This window comes from Paenibacillus xylanexedens (assembly GCF_007680605.1).
In the GTDB taxonomy this organism is placed as follows: Bacteria; Bacillota; Bacilli; order Paenibacillales; family Paenibacillaceae; genus Paenibacillus; species Paenibacillus xylanexedens_B.
This window is the reverse complement of the sequence record NZ_VEIO01000001.1, coordinates 2,410,236-2,427,937: the sequence shown is the minus strand read 5'-3', so window position 1 is coordinate 2,427,937 and position 17,702 is coordinate 2,410,236. Positions and strand designations below refer to the sequence as shown.

The window sequence follows — 17,702 nt, the reverse complement described above, 5'->3', positions numbered from 1 at the left end:
TAGGAGTTTTCTTCTAGTTTTGTCGGGGGGCAGGAAAAGCTTTTGGCAACGTAGAAAACCTTGTTCTAAGACAGGGAGGAGAGTGGGCAAACGTGAACTTGAATGTGGACATGGAGCATCACCGCGGGATTTTGATTGTGCGATTATCCGGGGAGCTGGATCACCATACAGCTGACATGGTACGTATGCAGATGGATGAAGCGATACAGCGCAGACAATGTGAACATCTGGTGTTGAGTTTGAAAGACCTCGAGTTTATGGACAGTTCAGGCCTTGGTGTTATTTTGGGAAGATACAAGTTGATCAAAAATAAAGGCGGTAAAATGGTTGTCTGTGATGTAAATCCGCCGGTATACCGTTTGCTGGAAATGTCGGGATTGTTCAAGATCATGCCGATATACGAAAATGAGGGCACTGCTCTCTCAGGTCTGGAGGTCGTCTCATGAATGAAGGAACAGGGGCAAATTTCATGAATCTGCAATTTGCGGCCAAGTCGGAGAATGAATCGTTTGCACGGGTCACCGTTGCGGCTTTTATCTCTCAGCTTGATCCAACGATGGACGAGCTTAGTGATCTCAAAACGGTCGTCTCCGAAGCGGTGACCAATAGCATCATCCACGGATACGATAACAATCCGGAAGGTGTTGTGACCATTCAGGCCGAGATTCGTGACGATATGATCACGATCATTGTAGAGGACCGCGGCGAAGGCATCGAAGATCTTGATCTGGCCAAACAGCCGCTGTATACGTCCAAACCCGAACTTGAGCGGTCGGGCATGGGATTTACGATCATGGAAAATTTTATGGATGAATTCGAAGTCAGCAGTGAGCCCGGCAGAGGCACCTCCATCAAGATGAAAAAAAGGATTGAATCCAAGAAAGCATTGTATAATTAGGGGTTGGTGTTCTTATGGATGCTGAAGTGAAACCATCTTCACAGACCTACTTGGACGATGCCGAGGTCAAACGGCTGATTGCGCTCAGTCAGTCGGGTGACCATGAATCACGGGATACGCTGGTGAACTGCAACATCAGACTCGTCTGGTCCGTCGTGCAGCGTTTTATGAACAGGGGATATGAACCGGAGGATCTGTTCCAGATTGGTTGTATCGGCCTGCTCAAGTCAGTGGACAAGTTCGATCTCAGTTACGACGTAAAATTCTCGACGTATGCGGTGCCGATGATTATTGGTGAGATTCAGCGTTTCCTACGGGATGACGGAACCTTAAAGGTCAGCCGTTCGCTGAAAGAGATGGCGAATAAAGTCCGCAAAAAGAGGGATGAGCTGTCCAAGCATCTGGATCGATTGCCCACAATTAAGGAAGTTGCGGCTGAACTCGGGGTTACCCCGGAGGAAGTGGTATTCGCCCAGGAGGCTAACAAACCGCCAACCTCCATTCATGAGACGGTATTCGAGAATGATGGTGATCCGATTACACTGATGGATCAGATCGCGGATGAGTCTCAGGAGAAGTGGTTTGACAAGCTGGCGCTGAATGAAGCAATCGGCGGCCTGAGTGAACGGGAGCGGCTTATCGTGTACCTTCGGTATTACAGGGATCAGACTCAATCCGAAGTGGCAAGCAGGCTGGGAATATCCCAAGTGCAGGTCTCACGTTTGGAGAAAAAAATACTGCAATCTATACGCGATCAAATCGCGCAGTGATTCAGGATTATTCAGGGCTGATTCCATCCATTGGTATGAGTGTACATTCATCATAATACGACAACTAACAACCTCAATTCGCGTTATTTAGCGATGAGGTTATTTGTCGTTTTAATATTTTGTGTGGACACGGAGGACGAACGTTTGAGCTGTAAAATGACAATTAAAAGGATAATGCAGCCAGTACCTAACCATTGATAGATACCGAAGGGTTCATTCAGCCAAAGAACTGTAGTACCAACTGCCGCCAAAGGTTCGGCGCTCCCTAACAAGCTGGTCTCCTGAGGCGTGAGGTATTTCAGGCTGGCAATGTAGAACCAGAACGCGAGAAGTGTTCCAATCAATATGGAAAACAACAAATAACTATAGGTCTCTGGTGTCAGCAGTGTAAAGTGGATCTTCCATGGCGCATGAACAAAGCTCATAGCCACTCCTCCAATTACCATAGCCCAGCCAACAACCACGAGAGAATCAAACTTGTTAAGCAGTCTGACCGCATACAATGTATAAAATGCGGCAGATACAGCCGACAACAATCCCCAGATCACCGCTGGCTTCGAGACGGATAACTGATTCAGAGAGCCATTTGTTAACAGAAGGAAGCATCCCACAAGTGCCAGAACAGCGCAGATTATATGTTTGGCTGTAAGCAGGGATTGTTTACGCAACACCAAGTATACCATGATCATGACAGGAGAAAGATATTGCAAAAGTGTGGCGACAGCCGCATTGCCGTGATCAATGGAAGCCATGTAAGTGTATTGTACAGCCAACATGCCGACCAAGCCAAAGATAATAAAGGGCAGGGCTGTTTGTTTCGATTTCCAAACTTCAACAATCTGAGAACGGCTACGTGTAAATAATTGCAGTAAAAGAAGAAGGATACCGGCACTTAACAATCGCACGGTTACATACCAATTAACATTGATATGGTGCATTTGAAATAGATTTTGAGCCACCGTTCCTCCGACACCCCAGCAGGCAGCTCCTGTCAAAACCAGAAGTATACCTTTGAACTTGGGTGTTGACACTATTGATTTCATGTTTATTCGCCTCGCCTTAAATATAAGAATAGTGATATACTAGGACAGGATTAATTTAATTAATATCAAGATTACACAAAAAAAATATAACAATATTGAGATGAGAACGATGAGGAAAATAAAATTTGACATCGATCAACAGCTAAAGGAAATGACAGAACATCGTACAGATGATCTGTCTATCGCTTGTTACAAGACCACTATATCCGAGCATGCACAAGGGTATATTCCTTTGCACTGGCATGATGAATTGCAGTTTGTAGCAGTGATTCAAGGTGAAGTGTTATTTCATATTAATGAACAGCAAGTAGCGGTTACAGAAGGAAATGGGGTATTCATTAACAGCGGCATGATGCATATGGCAGAGGATTGGAGTATGGGCGATCCGAGCATTTATCTCTGTTTGAATGTGTCCCCGCAATCACTGGCCCCTGCCGAAATTTACATGAAATACGTACACCCGTATGTAAAAGCAACGAATTTGCCATATCTTATGATCGAAAAATCTGACTCCTGGGGAGAGCAGCTTCTTCAGAATATCGCTCTTGTGAGACAAGAAATTGAAGAGCAGGCTCCATATTATGAACTGAACATTGCAGGAGCTGTGCTGGAGATATGGAAAAGGTTAATTATGAATGGTTACTCACTCGAACATAACGAAACAGAGATGATCCGTAGCAAACGTATGAAGCATATGCTGATGTGGATTCATCAAAACTATGCCGAGCCGCTCAGGCTGGACGATATCGCAAAGGTAGGTCAATTAAGCCGTGCGGAGACCTGCCGAAACTTTCAGCAAATACTGCGTACGACACCCATGCAATATGTGCTGGATTATCGTATCCGAAAAAGTACAGAGCTTTTGCGTTTCTCACAGCGCAGTGTCACCGAAATCGCGTATGAGGTTGGGTTCAACAGTACCAGCTACTTCATCGAACAGTTCCGAAAAATGATGAAAATAACGCCTTTACAGTATCGAAGGGAAGAGCAGAAGGGAAGCTAAGATGAGGATAATGAGATACGTAGTTTTTTCTTCTTCCCAACGTCTTTGGCACCCCACTGTCCTTAGCCTTCCGCGCACGAGTTTCCATTCTTCCCCGGCCCCTGCAGGCAAGTATCATTCATTTGGTTTGGAAAAAAGAGGGAGGCAAGCCAGCGGAGGGAAGGAATCGGTAAAAGGAGCGAAGCGAGCGCGTTTATCACGGGATTTCCTCCTTGGAAAGGAGAAAACGAGAAATCCGGGGATAACCAGCGCCCGATACCGATCCATCCCGTAGCGTCCAGCGCCTTCCACGTTTTTTCCTCTCAGTACGCCTAACGACACCCACATGTCTTTCTCCTTCCATGCACCAGCATTCAGCTTTTTCCCCTGCCCGCCCCCGCAAGTTTCTTTCATTTGGTTTGGAAAAGAGAGGGAGGCAAGCCAGCGGAGGGAAGGAATCGGTAAAAGGAGCGAAGCGAGCGCGTTTATCACGGGATTTCCTCCTTGAAAAGGAGAAAACGAGAAATCCGGGGATAACCAGCGCCCGATACCGATCCATCCCGTAGCGTCAAGCGCCCCCTCCACACTCTTTCCAATTTAAATGTAATAAATTTGCACATTCTTCAAATACTAACCTAAATTACGCAGTAAAGGAGTGCTTTGGATGTCCCAGACACCCACTCCAACGGTCTACGTTCGCATGCGCAGCCGGATTCGCATTCAGAGAGGGCGAGCGGTCAAACTGAGGGATATTGCCCACGTACTGGCCTCATCCGAGGATCAGGAAGAAAGGCTGCTGGAACTTGAGCTGTTGCAGCCCGGACCGGAGGACGGCAACCTGATTCTTATTGACATCTTGCAGATTATTCCCCGGCTTCGGCAACTTCTGCCGGATGTGAATGTGGAGCTGATGGGGTCCGGGCATACGTTAGTTGAAGTAATGGCAGGTAGTGGTAAGGCTTCGAAATCCTTGTTTATCCTGGTATGGTTGTTGCTATTCTTCGGTTCAGCACTGACCATTATGAATTTTCACGCAGACGTGAATATGCAGGAAGTACAGATTCGCATCGTAGAGATGCTGACAGGACACCGGGATGAGCATCCGTACTTATTTCAGCTCGCCTATTCCCTTGGGATCGGCTTTGGCATGGCGGTATTTTTCAACCATCTATTTAAGAAAAAGTGGAATGAAGAGCCAACACCGCTCGAAGTGGAAATGTTCCTTTACCAGCAAAATGTAGACCAGTTTGTCGTCATTGAAGAAACTGAACGGATGCATGAGCAGAATCAAAGGGAGCTGAAAGACGATGAGCGTGCTTAACGGAGCGATCAGTATTGTGCTTGGCATTGCCGGGGGAATCGCTGTGGGGAGTGGTGTTATTGCGCTTATTCTTGTACTCGACATGATTCCCAGACTGGCTCAAGTGACCCAGTCCTATGACAAAACGCATTGGTACGAGGGTGCTCTCATTGGAGGTTCGCTGCTGGGCACGGTAGCTGATTTCTGGCATTGGAAAATGCATGGCGTCATGTTGCTTAGCCCGATTGTCGGACTGTTCTGCGGAGTTTTTATTGGCCTGCTGGCTGCAGCCCTGACAGAAGTACTAAACGTGCTGCCGGTTCTGGCTAAAAGGCTGGGCATGCGGTCGTATTTGTTTGGATTATTGCTCGCGATGATTCTGGGGAAAATGACAGGCTCACTGTTTGACTTTTTTGTATATCAGCGGTAAATCGGCATGAAGGTTAAAGGAGGATGGACATGGACGAACATACGGATCAGAGGAATGACGAGCAAGGTGACGGGGTAACGGAAGAGATGATGCACAAGTCCGCTTACGAGATTCAGAAGCAAGAAGAGGAACGAGCCCATCAGAAAAAAAAGCAAAACGAGATGTCCGACAGCGTTGAGGAATCCGTTGAGTACTGGCAGCACAATGATGATATATCTCCTCGCATGGCAGACATTAAATATACACTAAAGCAGGTGCTGGGACTTGGTGAATCGTTTGATGTTACGTTAAGGGAGATGGTGCTCGGCGGTAAACATGTGGGGCTGCTGATGTTGAGTGGTTTTGCGAAAGACGGGATTTTGCTTGAAGTGTTAAAACGGTTAACGTATCTCTCGCCGGATCAAATATCCGATCACGCGCTTAAATCCTATTTTGAATGCTACATTCCTCATATCCAGGTAGAACGCGTAGAGAAGATGAGTAATGTCATCAGTAAAGTATTGATGGGCATGAGCGCCATTTTCGTGGAGGGAGACCGCTCTGTTCTGATTATGGACACCCGGAGTTACCCTGTTCGCTCACCCGAGGAACCTTCACTCGAACGGGTGGTTCGCGGATCGCGGGACGGTTTTACCGAAACGCTGCTGACAAACGTAACCCTGGTACGCCGCAGAATACGGGACCCCGGACTGAAGTTTGAGCTCATGCAGGTAGGACGGAGAACGCAAACCGATGTATGTGTAGTTTATATTGACGATATAGTGGATAAGGTGCAGGTGGATTCGGTAAAGGAAAAAATACAACGAATCGATATCGACGGCATTCCAGCCGCCGATAAACAGTTGGAGGAAGCGATTATCAACAAAGGATGGAATCCATTTCCCCTTGTTCGTTATTCGGAACGTCCTGACGTTACAGCTTCCCACCTGCTGGAAGGACGAGTCGTTATTTTTGTAGATACGTCACCCAGCGTGATGATTTTGCCAACGACCTTTTTTGATCTATGTGAACATGCGGAAGAGAACAGGCAAACGGCTCTTATGGGAACCTATCTGCGGTGGGTACGTTTTGCAGGCATCCTGATCTCGTTGTTTTTGTTGCCGCTATGGATGCTGATGGTCATCGAGCCTTCGCTGAAACCCGTCGGTTTGGATTTTATTGGCCCTCAGGAAAGCGTGAAACTGCCAATTATTGTTCAGTTTCTGCTCATTGAGCTGGGTGTAGACTTGTTACGGATGGCTGCAGTTCATACACCGACACCGCTGGCTTCGGCCATGGGTCTAATTGCGGCTATATTGGTTGGAGATATTGCGGTAAAAACGGGGTATTTTGTCAATGAGGTTGTGCTATACATGGCTATAGCGGCGATCGGAATGTTTGCTACACCGAGTTACGAGTTAGGACTGGCGAACAGATTGGTCAGATTATTGCTACTGGTTGCGGTTGCGATATTCAAGGTGCCGGGTCTGGTCGTTGGGACTACGTTGCTGATTGTGGCGTTGACCATTCACCGTTCGTACAACTCGTCGTATCTTTGGCCATTTATACCGTTTAATGCAAAGGCTTTTGGCAACTTCTTGTTCAGGGTTCCATTGCTTGTCAGCAAGAAACGTCCATCATTCAACAAAACACGTGACAACACCAAGATGTCAGAGGATCCCGACGGTGAATTGCGAAAAAGTAAAAAACACAAATGATGTGCCGAAAAATCCATTCATCTCCCGGCTTAATTTGATATACTGGTGTAAAATCAATGGAATAATAACTGTTCCAGTATACAAAAAGTGAGGAATGCAGACGATGTATTTACACGGTACAAGTAGAATAAATGAGCAAGGTCACCTGGAGATTGGTGGAGTAGACGTTACAGATATGAAAGAGCAATTCGGAACACCGCTTTATGTTGTGGACGAGCAATTGGTTCGCGAGCGCTGCAGAGAGTACATGGAAGCATTCCGCGCTTCAGGCTTGGGCTTCCAGGTTGCATATGCGAGTAAAGCATTTTGCGTTATGGCGATGTGTGCTCTTGCAGCAGAGGAAGGCCTTTCTCTGGATGTTGTCTCTGACGGAGAACTGTTCACAGCTTTGCAAGCAGGCTTCCCGGCAGAACGCATTCATTTTCACGGTAATAACAAAACGATTGAAGAGATCGAAATGGCACTTGATGCTGAAATTGGATGCTTCGTGGTAGACAACTTTAACGAGCTGCATCTGCTCCAAGCTGTCGCCGCGGACAAAAACCGTAAAGTAAACATTCTCCTGCGTGTAACGCCGGGTGTCGAGGCGCACACGCATGAATATATCTCGACAGGACAAACGGACTCCAAGTTCGGTTTTGATATCGGCAACGGTACAGCATTTGAAGCGATTGAACTCGCAGCCAAACAGCCCAACCTGGTATTGCTCGGGGTGCATTCTCACATCGGCTCCCAGATCTTTGAAGTTGAAGGATTCCAGATGGCGGTTCAACGTGTTGCTGAATTTGCAGCAAGTGTATATGAGCGCCTGAATGTGGCATTCAAAGTCGTAAACCTCGGTGGCGGATTCGGAATCCGTTATATTGATGGGGATACGCCGCTGGAAGTGGCTCAGTACGTGAAGGCCATTACCGACGCGGTAAAAAATCATTTTGCACAAATCGGCTATGCAGTGCCTGAAATTTGGGTTGAGCCAGGCCGCAGTATCGTAGGGGAAGCAGGTACAACGCTTTATACCGTTGGAACGAGCAAAGACATTCCAGGCGTGCGTAAATATGTAGCTGTAGACGGTGGGATGACGGATAACCCACGTCCTGCATTGTATGAGTCCAAATATGAGGCCGTACTGGCAAATCGTGCAAACGAAGCGGCAACAGAAACGGTATCTGTAGCGGGGAAATGCTGCGAGAGCGGTGACATGCTGATCTGGGATCTGGATCTGCCAAAAGTGGAGAGTGGTGATCTGCTTGCCGTTGCTTGCACAGGGGCATATAACTATTCCATGGCAAGCAACTACAACCGGATTCGTCGTCCGGCAGTTGTGTTTGTCAAAGATGGTCAAGGCGATGTAGTAGTACGCCGTGAGTCATATCAGGACATTATCCAAAATGACCTCGTGCCAGCACGTATTGGCAAACAGCCAGTTACTCGTTAATTCAAGTTCCTATAGCAATAGATGAGGACGGAAAGGGCTTGCCCTTTCCGTCCTTTGTCGTGAATATTGCATCTATTTGGTATGCTTATAGGTTTGTACTTGAGAGTAGAAAAATCAAAAAAATAGCTCTTTCTTTTGCGATTCGGCTCTTTTCGGTGTACACTAAGAAAAGTGCTGTAATGCTTGACCACAAGTTTGGTATTGCGCCACAATTACTTTGTTCAAAATTGAAAGGAGTCATTTACATATGGCGAAACAAGCAAAAATTAAATTGGCAAACGGCGGAGAAGTTCTGATTGACCTGTTCGATCAAGAAGCTCCAAACACCGTAGCAAACTTTGAAAAATTGGCAAACTCCGGATTTTATAACGGACTTGTTTTCCACCGTGTAATTCCGGGCTTCGTAGCTCAAGGCGGATGCCCTAGCGGAACAGGTACTGGCGGCCCAGGTTACACCATTAACTGTGAGATCAACCCGAACAAACACGAGCGTGGAACACTTGCGATGGCACATGCTGGCCGCAACACAGGCGGAAGCCAGTTCTACATCTGCTACCAACCACAGCCACATTTGGACGGACAACATACGGTATTTGGTAAAGTAAGCAAAGGCATGGAGTTTGTTGATGCTTTCGAAGGCCGCGACAAAATGGAAACCGTTGAAGTTGTAGAAGTTTAATTCCAACTGAATTCTGCTCGGCGGCATCAAGTTAACCCCTGGTACATTCCTATTACGGAAGTACCAGGGGTTTTGTGCATTGTACAACCATTTTGCATAGTTGCCTTGCGATGTGTTATCAAAAATAAGCTTAAAGGAACTGGCGGAATAAGTTGATCGTAGGTTATTCTAGCAAGGTACAGACTGTTGAAACCGAATACATGAGGTTTGACAGCGCACTGGATATACTGAGCTTACATGTTTTCAAAACTACTGTGAAAGGATGTTGTTACTTTGACTTTAGATGTGGTACAGCAGCTTAAATTACTTCAACACATTTATAGTGAGAGCACGATTTGGGACGAGGAGTTGCGTGCTTCAAGACATAATATGCCAGAGGACGTATCGGCGGAACAATTACAGGCACTAGAGGTTGCTGGACATGAGCCTAATCATTTTGAAAGACCGCAGCATGAGGAGACGATCCGAGAACTGAGAACATTGGCTGAGCGTTGGACACTTCAGGAGGCTGCTCAGGCGTTTGTGGCTTCTCTATGGTCAGCGCCGATGATCTGGCGTTCACTTCTTACAGGAAAACTGATCGCAGCCAGTATACCTGACCATGAATATAGTCCATATCCTTCCAGTCATAAGTGCCAGATCTGTGGCTTGGATGTGAATGACGGAGTAGATACCTCCCTTCAATGGTACTGGCGAATGACAAACGGCACACCGCTGGATGGAGACATTTTTGGACATGTACTGGCTCTGAGAGAAATGGCCGCTTCGCAGGAGCTTCCAGTACCGAATGAGTATGATCGCTGGACGTTACGCGCGGTGTTAACGGTGCTGCGTAATCTGCCGCCCAAGACCCGGTACAGCAAGGCAGCGGATGCGTTCAAAAAAGAACAACTGCTACCTACGAAAAAGGTATATGTTTACCGCGACCTGCTTGAAACGCTGGCGCTGACCGGCATTCTGGACACACCAGAACAACCAGGAATGATTACAGCCTTCACCTCATATGCGGAACGCGACAAGAGACCTAATACCCGTGTTGAGGTACAAGCTCCCTTGGCATGGTGGGATTCATCTGTAGGGATCAACGAGCACAATTTGAACCTGATCTTTGATAAATTCGACTGCAGTGATGCATCGCTTGAGAACAAGCCTGAACCGAATCCACTGGCGAGTGAGACCGTTATTGGTGCATTTGAAAGCAGACGAGGTGCAGGCACCAAGGCGAAGGTGCCGAAAAAATCTCCGGATGCCGGTACAGGTAAAGTGCAGCCTGGAGACGTATATGCAGTGAAAGTACTTAGTGGTTCTTGGGTTACTGTATATTGTCATGAAGTGAAGGACAAACGTACCATAGTTGAATATCTGGATGGCGTGTTCCCCGATATGCCGGGAAAAGAAGACCTTATTCTGACCGTTCGTCCAAGGCCGGATGAGCGCTGGCAGTGTTCGGCCATCGGAATGGACTCGACCAGTTGGGTTAGGAGAGTAGCCCGCGATATACCAGTTCCCAATGCTTCCCAGCCCAAACCTGAGCGTGTTCCGTTTCACGCTGCGAAGGATTTGAGGCACATGGCAAGCTGGTGTTTTCCAAACCTTTGATTTATTTTTCAATAGTGATGAAGTCTGTGTCTCGTATGAGATGAGGGTTTTGTAATATAAATGCTTATTAAAAGTTAGTATGTGACAAAAAGAAACAAAAATGAATTGATTTTTTGACATTAAAGTGCTAACATCCAATTAATAACGAAAGCGATCCTTCAGGGCAGGGTGCAATTCCCTACCGGCGGTGATGCGTGTTGGGGTTTATTTTCTACCGACATGGCAAAGTCCGTGACCTGTCTGCTTATAGCAGATGGCTGATCTGGTGTAATTCCAGAACCGACAGTATAGTCTGGATGGGAGAAGGAGTGGGTGTAAGCCAGTGTGGTTGCACTCCGCGGGAGTGATGTCGCATAGCATTCAGCTCGTTTGGATGAGATGTGTGGAAGGCTTGTTTATAATGAGTTTTCTGGTACACAATACCGTTATATAGAAACTCTTCACCTGATTTTTTTGTATATCATTCTATAGCTCGAATGGGTATGCAATAAGGTATGTGTTTGTTTTCACTTACCTGTTAACCGGTTTTGGTGAAGTGTCGGTATTGGTGTGTTTCATCTCTCCTGCAGATGACAGTAGTCTTCCATCATCCCTACCTGAACAGATTGTTCGGTAGGGATTTTTTAGTTCAAGATTATAACCGCGGGGTGAACGGATATGGAAATGATCAATGATGAATTTTATATGGCGTTAGCACTGGATATGGCAGAACGGGCACAAGGACAGACTGGAATTAATCCTGTCGTGGGATGTGTCGTTGTTAAAGAAGGACGTGTTGTTGGTCTGGGAAGCCATCTGAAACGAGGTACAGGCCATGCAGAGGTTCATGCGCTGAACATGGCTGGAAGCGACGCGGAGGGTAGTACCGTTTACGTAACGCTTGAACCTTGTAGTCACTATGGCAAAACGCCACCCTGTAGCGAACGTTTGATTCATGAGAAGGTTAAACGGGTGGTGGTCTGTTGTGAAGATCCGAATCCGCAGGTTTCCGGTACAGGCATTAGTATGTTGCGTCAACAAGGCATCGAAGTTGAAGTGGGTGTTTTGCGCGAACGCGGAAGACGTATGAATGAAAAGTTTATCAAGTTTATTACAACGGGCCTTCCTTTCGTTACCCTCAAAACAGCTTCTACGCTGGATGGAAAAATTGCTACGCGTAGCGGGGACAGCAAATGGATCTCCAACGAACTGGCCCGTGAGATCGTGCATGCGCTTCGTCATCGTCATCAAGGCATTATGGTTGGCGTGGATACGGTAATCGCCGATAATCCGGAGCTGACCACCCGTTTGCAGGTAGAAGGCATCAGTCCGGTAAGGATCGTTGTGGATTCCAAGCTGAGGTTGCCTGTTGGCTCCAAAATGGTCAAGGACGGACTTGCGCCAACTTGGGTGCTTACAACCGACGAAGCTAGCCAGGAAGCGGCTGAGCGACTCGAAGCTTACGGTGTTGAAATTATTCGCTGTGGGCCTGGACCACGCGTAGATTTGTTGCGTGGGCTGAGTAAGCTGGGAGAGCGGGATATTGGCTCAATTCTGCTGGAAGGCGGCGGTACACTAAATGGTGCAATGCTGGAAGCGCGGCTGGTAGATCGTCTACTGATGTTTATCGCTCCCAAGATTGTGGGTGGATATGATACCCCGGGAAGTTTCCGTTTTGAAGGTGTAGAGCGCATGAGTCAGGCGATTCAATTGCATCAGCTGGAAATTGAGCAAGTTGGAGATAATATTAGCATTGGCGGTATTCCGATTTGGCCAGAATAGGAGGAAGATAGCATGTTTACGGGTTTGGTGGAAGAAGTCGGTCAGATCCGGCGCATTGGCCGTAAAGGTGAGGCTCTGGTTCTGAACATCGCTGCTTCTGTCATTATGGACGATCTCAAAATTGGTGACAGTGTTGCGGTTAACGGGGTTTGTCTTACCGCAACCACGCTGGAAGGCGGAGGTTTTACCGCAGACGTCATGCCGGAAACGTATCGGCACACCAATCTCAGTCAGCTTCAATCCGGCAGCAAGGTTAATCTGGAGCGTGCCATGTTATCGGGTGGACGATTCGGTGGTCATATTGTGCAGGGACATGTGGATGGGACTGGTGTTGTCGGTAGCATTGCTCGGGATCAGAATGCAGTTGTTTTCGAGATCAGGCCGGATGACCATGAACTTTTCAAATATTTAATTCCAAAAGGTTCGGTCACTTTGGATGGAATTAGTCTAACCGTAGTGCAGACGACTCAAAGTTCATTCACCGTTTCGATTATCCCTCATACGATTGGGGAAACGGTTTTGAATGTCAAAAAGACAGGAGATACCGTCAACATTGAATGTGATATTTTGGGGAAATATGTAGATCATCTGTTGCAATACGGCAAGGGTCATGCGGAAACGAGAACAGGCAAGCCAAGCAGTATTAGTGAAGAGTTTCTCTCCAATCACGGGTATGCATAAAATTAGAAGAGACAGGGTTAAAACATAGAACTGGAAACAGGAGGTGCAGCTAATGTCAGAACAATCCGAGCCATCCATTCTGGACTCAATTGAGGCAGCCATTTATGATTTGATGCGGGGTAAACCTGTAATCGTGGTCGATGATGAGGATCGGGAAAACGAAGGGGATTTTATTGCTTTGGCTGAAAAAGCAACCCCTGAGGTCATCAATTTCATGATTACCGAAGGTCGAGGACTCGTCTGTGTTCCCATTACGCAACAGCGGGCAGACGAATTAAATTTGAAGCCGATGGTTCAGCAGAATACGGATTTTCACGGGACTGCTTTTACGGTCTCTGTGGATCACAAAGACACAACGACGGGGATCTCGGCGCATGAGCGTTCCATTACCGTTAAAGGCTTGATTGATCCGAACGCGAAAAGCAGTGATTTTCGCAAGCCGGGTCACATGTTTCCGCTCATTGCCAAAGACGGCGGAGTGTTGCGTCGTGCCGGACACACGGAAGCGGCAGTTGATCTGGCGATCATGTGCGGCTCTTACCCCGCGGGTGTCATCTGTGAGGTGATCAAGGAAGATGGTACGATGGCCAGACTTCCTGACCTGCAGGAGATTGCACGCAAGCATGATTTGAGACTGATCAGTATCCAGGACATGATTCGTTACCGGAATGAGAAGGAGAAGCTGGTGCAACGTGAAGTTTCCGTGCGTATGCCAACGGATTTTGGCGAATTCCAGGCGGTGGCGTATACGAATGCAGTGGACAATAAAGAACATGTTGCCTTGGTCAAAGGGGATATTGACGGTTCCAGACCTGTGTTGGTTCGTGTTCACTCCGAATGTTTGACTGGCGACGTGTTCCACTCTCACCGTTGTGACTGTGGCCCGCAGTTTGATGCGGCGCTGAAGCAGATTCATGATGAAGGTAATGGCGTACTGCTCTATATGAGACAAGAAGGCCGCGGGATCGGTTTAATCAACAAACTCAAGGCTTACAAGCTTCAAGAAGAAGGTCTGGATACAGTGGATGCCAATCTGAAGCTTGGTTTTGCTGCTGATCTGCGTGATTACGGGATTGGTGCACAGATTTTGAAGGATCTTGGCGTTCGTCAGATTCGATTATTAACGAATAATCCACGCAAAATCAAAGGCTTGGAAGGATACGGTCTGGAAGTGGTAGAGCGTGTACCGATTCAGATGCAGGAGAATGAAGATAATACAGCTTACCTTCACACCAAGCAAGCCAAATTGGGGCATATGCTCAAGTTTGATGATATCGAGCAAAATGAAGAGTAATTACAGCGAATCATGATGATTTTCTGATATGTAAATATTGGAGATCCCACATGTTCAAATTGTAGCACCATAACATCATATATCAACAGGGAGATGACGATAATGCCTAACTATTTTGAAGGACATTTGGTATCGGAAGGTTTAAAATATGGAGTGGTAGTTGGACGTTTTAATGAATTTATTACGAGCAAGTTGCTTAGCGGAGCGCTGGATGCATTCAAACGTCACGGCGTGCAGGACAATGAAGTAGATGTAGCTTGGGTGCCGGGAGCGTTCGAAATCCCGCTTATCGCTCAGAAAATGGCCGAAAGCGGCAAATACGATGCGGTTATCACACTCGGGACGGTTATCCGTGGATCAACAACACATTATGATTATGTGTGCAATGAAATGGCCAAAGGGGTAGCGGCAATTAACCTGAAAACAGGGGTGCCGACCATCTTCGGATTGGTTACTACGGAGAACATTGAACAGGCGATCGAACGCGCCGGAACGAAGGCAGGCAATAAAGGTTGGGATGCAGCCACAGCTGCAATTGAAATGGCGAACTTGACGAAACAGCTAAAATAGTGCTTATTTAATAGTAGTGCCCTGCTTTGCGCAGACGAAATCGGGAGACCGGTTTCGGACGGCTGGCAGGGTTTTGTATTTTTCTGGCGGGAGGATTCGTCTAGTGACGGTAGTTACATACAAACTGGAGACTTTTGAAGGGCCTTTGGATCTGTTGTTGCATTTGATCGATAAGGCTGAGATCGACATCCAGGACATTCCCATCAGCGATATTACCGATCAATACATGGCGTATCTGCATTCCATGCAGGAGCTGGAACTGGATATTACAAGTGAATTTCTGGTGATGGCAGCTACGCTGCTGTCCATCAAGAGCAAACTTTTACTGCCCAAACCACCGGTAATCGAGGATTTCGAGGATTATGATTATATGGAAGACGAGGATTATGATCCGCGTGCCGAACTGATTGCACGTCTTATCGAATATCGCAAATATAAAGGGATTGCGCGGCATCTTCATGAGCGGGAATGGGAGCGCAGTCTTATTTTCTCCAAAGAGCCTGAGGATTTACGCCCTTATATGCCTGTGGAGGAGCAAACGAATCCGGTGCAGGGGTTGCATACTTCCGACCTCATCGCGGCCTTTCAGAAAGCGCTGCGTAAAGCGGAGAAGCGTACAACAGTCACCCGGATCAAAAGGGACGAAATATCGGTCAAGGATCGCATACGCGAAGTTATGGGTGCCTTGGAGCGTGTAGGCCCTGGAGGGCGCTTGTTATTTTCCAAGCTTATGGATGATCAGATATATCGCCATGAGATCGTGGTTACGTTTCTGGCGGTGCTGGAGCTGATGAAAATGAAGCAGATTGTTTGTTACCAGGAGCGCTTGTTTGAGGATATCGTTATGGAGTGGAGAGGGGAAACAACGAATCATGGATTTTCCGAAATTGAAGTCGATTATTGAGGGCCTTTTGTTTTTGTCCGGAGAGGAAGGTCTAAGTGTCAAACAGATTGCCGAAATCGTCGACCAGCGGGTTGAACTGGTTGCGGATGCGATTGAGGATATGATCGGTGATTTTGCCCGGCAAGGGAGAGGGGTACAGATTCTGAAGATTGCGGGGGTCGTGCAGCTGGGGACATTGCCAGAACATGCGGCGTATTTTGAGAAGCTGGCCTATTCTCCTGCACGTACCTCGTTATCTCAAGCAGCTCTGGAAACATTGGCCATTGTAGCTTACCGTCAGCCCATCACACGTGTGGAGATTGAGGAGATTCGTGGCGTAAAATCGGAACGTGCGATCCATACACTCGTGAACAAGGATCTCATTGTTGAAGTGGGGAGAGCGGAAGCGATTGGACGTCCGATTTTGTACGGAACTACGAAGTCATTCCTTGATTATTTCGGACTAGCTTCGATTAAAGATCTCCCCGAACCGGGTTTGTTTGAAGATTCTGAAAACTTGGAGGAAGAAACGCAGTTGTTATTCGACAAGTTGGACATGAAACAGCCGGATGTCTCGGATACAGATGTGCAACGTGTGTTTGATTTCCAAGAGGAAGCAGCATTCCCTGAAGAAGATATCGCTGTAGATCCAGACGATGATTCTTCGGGTTCCTCCTCCTGATAAAAGCTCAACAAGTAATGCTATATAAGGACAATGTGGAGATCGATCCACGTTGTCTTTTTGTGTTTTTTTCAGAAGCAGCGGTGAGGTTGTCTGGAATGGTTTATACAATATAGTGCAGTTCGATAGTACATTTCGGCAAAAATTGGAGTATTTCATGGCATTCGTGAATTTTTTCCAGCAAGGAATGCCATACTAGACATGATAAGAATCGAGGGCTTGGAGGTAAGGCCTGTGTGGATCTGGCTTGGAGGAATCGGTTTGTTCATCGCACTGCTGATTGCCGCAGTCCTCATCTCAAATGTTCATGTTCATGTTATATTTCGCAAACATAAGAGCGATGACTACGCAAATATCAATGTTCGACTGCTGTATGGCATCGTGCGGCTGAATTACGAAATTCCGAGCATTGTTTTCCGGAATATGAAAGAGGGCTTCTTGCTTAAAACGGAACAGTCCATGAACCATTCCCGAGGAGAAGTGTTAGGGAGTGAGCAGGTGAACAAACGAAAAGTAAAAAACTGGGCAAAAGAAGTCAAGGTGATGCTTCGGGCAACAGAGGCTCTGAAAGTATGGGTCAGACAGACGCTAAGACGGGTATATATCACGAATCTGTTCTGGTCTACTGCGGTTGGCGTAGGTGATGCTGCTTATACGGCAATGCTAACAGGCTGGTTGTGGAGTATTAAATCCATGATTGTTGGTTTCTTAACGTACCAAATGCGTTTCAAAACGGTGCCTGACCTTGAGGTTCTTCCCGTATGGTCCGAGGAGATGGAATTTCGAACAGAACTGGATTTCAAACTGCGAATCCGCATGATGGCCATCGTCATTGCAGGGATAAGGCTACTTAACCGTGTGCTGCAGGTCGAAGGTGGCTGGCGAATGTGGTTTAAACTCCTACGGGAGCAGCGTCGCAAATCGAAGCAAAAGAAGAAGCACAGGCACATTGCGGAAAAGGAAGCTCGGTAATGCGGAGCTTGACTAACCGGAGATTG

At 47.1% G+C, this 17,702-nt stretch carries 19 protein-coding genes and 1 riboswitch; of the genes, 17 read left to right on the top strand and 2 right to left on the bottom strand.

Annotated elements, in window-relative coordinates; translation table 11 throughout:
- The first annotated feature begins 92 nt into the window (after nt 1-92).
- The 3 genes from spoIIAA to sigF are packed head-to-tail and all read left to right on the top strand — an operon-like array spanning nt 93 to nt 1,668.
- Nucleotides 93-446 (top strand): anti-sigma F factor antagonist, encoded by a 354-nt coding sequence (gene spoIIAA / locus FS818_RS10765; protein ID WP_090922436.1) that lies wholly within the window; start codon nt 93-95, stop codon nt 444-446.
- Nucleotides 443-898, top strand: coding sequence for an anti-sigma F factor (spoIIAB, locus tag FS818_RS10760; protein ID WP_145331788.1), 456 nt, complete (start codon nt 443-445; stop codon nt 896-898). The genes spoIIAA and spoIIAB overlap by 4 nt, the downstream gene beginning before the upstream one ends.
- 14 nt (nt 899-912) lie before the next feature.
- On the top strand, nt 913-1,668 hold the full coding sequence (gene sigF / locus FS818_RS10755) for an RNA polymerase sporulation sigma factor SigF (protein WP_090922432.1): 756 nt from the start codon (nt 913-915) through the stop codon (nt 1,666-1,668).
- Between the two features lie 83 nt (nt 1,669-1,751).
- Here sigF and FS818_RS10750 read toward each other — a convergent pair whose 3' ends face one another.
- Nucleotides 1,752-2,711 (bottom strand): DMT family transporter, encoded by a 960-nt coding sequence (locus FS818_RS10750; protein WP_397351736.1) that lies wholly within the window; start codon nt 2,709-2,711, stop codon nt 1,752-1,754.
- Between the two features lie 109 nt (nt 2,712-2,820).
- Here FS818_RS10750 and FS818_RS10745 point away from each other — a divergent pair, with 109 nt between their 5' ends.
- Entirely contained in the window at nt 2,821-3,714 is an 894-nt protein-coding gene (locus FS818_RS10745; RefSeq protein WP_145331787.1) for an AraC family transcriptional regulator, read from the top strand.
- A gap of 114 nt (nt 3,715-3,828) precedes the next feature.
- Here FS818_RS10745 and FS818_RS10740 read toward each other — a convergent pair whose 3' ends face one another.
- Nucleotides 3,829-4,185 carry a hypothetical protein gene (locus tag FS818_RS10740; RefSeq protein ID WP_145331786.1) on the bottom strand — a complete coding sequence of 119 codons (357 nt, stop codon included), beginning with the start codon at nt 4,183-4,185 and terminating at the stop codon, nt 3,829-3,831.
- 172 nt (nt 4,186-4,357) lie between these two features.
- On the opposite strand from FS818_RS10740, the gene FS818_RS10735 reads away from it, so the two are divergent.
- From FS818_RS10735 to FS818_RS10675, 13 genes are all read left to right on the top strand, one after another.
- Entirely contained in the window at nt 4,358-5,014 is a 657-nt protein-coding gene (locus FS818_RS10735; RefSeq protein ID WP_145331785.1) for a stage V sporulation protein AA, read from the top strand.
- Nucleotides 5,001-5,423 carry a stage V sporulation protein AB gene (locus tag FS818_RS10730; protein ID WP_090922419.1) on the top strand — a complete coding sequence of 141 codons (423 nt, stop codon included), beginning with the start codon at nt 5,001-5,003 and terminating at the stop codon, nt 5,421-5,423. The genes FS818_RS10735 and FS818_RS10730 overlap by 14 nt, the downstream gene beginning before the upstream one ends.
- 29 nt (nt 5,424-5,452) lie before the next feature.
- Nucleotides 5,453-7,120, top strand: a complete 1,668-nt coding sequence (locus FS818_RS10725; RefSeq protein WP_145331784.1) for a spore germination protein — start codon at nt 5,453-5,455, stop codon at nt 7,118-7,120.
- Between the two features lie 103 nt (nt 7,121-7,223).
- Nucleotides 7,224-8,555, top strand: coding sequence for a diaminopimelate decarboxylase (lysA, locus tag FS818_RS10720; RefSeq protein WP_145331783.1), 1,332 nt, complete (start codon nt 7,224-7,226; stop codon nt 8,553-8,555).
- Between the two features lie 247 nt (nt 8,556-8,802).
- Nucleotides 8,803-9,234 carry a peptidylprolyl isomerase gene (locus FS818_RS10715; protein WP_145331782.1) on the top strand — a complete coding sequence of 144 codons (432 nt, stop codon included), beginning with the start codon at nt 8,803-8,805 and terminating at the stop codon, nt 9,232-9,234.
- 273 nt (nt 9,235-9,507) lie between these two features.
- Nucleotides 9,508-10,833 carry a hypothetical protein gene (locus FS818_RS10710; RefSeq protein WP_145331781.1) on the top strand — a complete coding sequence of 442 codons (1,326 nt, stop codon included), beginning with the start codon at nt 9,508-9,510 and terminating at the stop codon, nt 10,831-10,833.
- A 150-nt stretch (nt 10,834-10,983) separates the two neighbouring features.
- A riboswitch (FMN riboswitch) is annotated at nt 10,984-11,145 on the top strand.
- A 345-nt stretch (nt 11,146-11,490) separates the two neighbouring features.
- Entirely contained in the window at nt 11,491-12,594 is a 1,104-nt protein-coding gene (ribD, locus tag FS818_RS10705; protein WP_145331780.1) for a bifunctional diaminohydroxyphosphoribosylaminopyrimidine deaminase/5-amino-6-(5-phosphoribosylamino)uracil reductase RibD, read from the top strand.
- A 12-nt stretch (nt 12,595-12,606) separates the two neighbouring features.
- Nucleotides 12,607-13,275, top strand: a complete 669-nt coding sequence (gene ribE / locus FS818_RS10700; protein ID WP_145331779.1) for a riboflavin synthase — start codon at nt 12,607-12,609, stop codon at nt 13,273-13,275.
- 52 nt (nt 13,276-13,327) lie between these two features.
- Nucleotides 13,328-14,569, top strand: coding sequence for a bifunctional 3,4-dihydroxy-2-butanone-4-phosphate synthase/GTP cyclohydrolase II (locus FS818_RS10695; RefSeq protein ID WP_145331778.1), 1,242 nt, complete (start codon nt 13,328-13,330; stop codon nt 14,567-14,569).
- A 102-nt stretch (nt 14,570-14,671) separates the two neighbouring features.
- Nucleotides 14,672-15,139: a 6,7-dimethyl-8-ribityllumazine synthase gene (gene ribH / locus FS818_RS10690; protein WP_090922403.1), complete on the top strand. Its 468-nt coding sequence runs from the start codon at nt 14,672-14,674 to the stop codon at nt 15,137-15,139.
- A gap of 103 nt (nt 15,140-15,242) precedes the next feature.
- Nucleotides 15,243-16,043: a segregation and condensation protein A gene (locus FS818_RS10685; protein WP_145331777.1), complete on the top strand. Its 801-nt coding sequence runs from the start codon at nt 15,243-15,245 to the stop codon at nt 16,041-16,043.
- Nucleotides 16,012-16,704, top strand: a complete 693-nt coding sequence (gene scpB / locus FS818_RS10680; RefSeq protein ID WP_145331776.1) for an SMC-Scp complex subunit ScpB — start codon at nt 16,012-16,014, stop codon at nt 16,702-16,704. Before FS818_RS10685 ends, scpB begins: the two co-directional genes overlap by 32 nt.
- Nucleotides 16,705-16,938: 234 nt before the next feature.
- On the top strand, nt 16,939-17,676 hold the full coding sequence (locus FS818_RS10675; protein ID WP_186375457.1) for a DUF2953 domain-containing protein: 738 nt from the start codon (nt 16,939-16,941) through the stop codon (nt 17,674-17,676).
- The last annotated feature ends 26 nt before the right edge of the window (nt 17,677-17,702 follow it).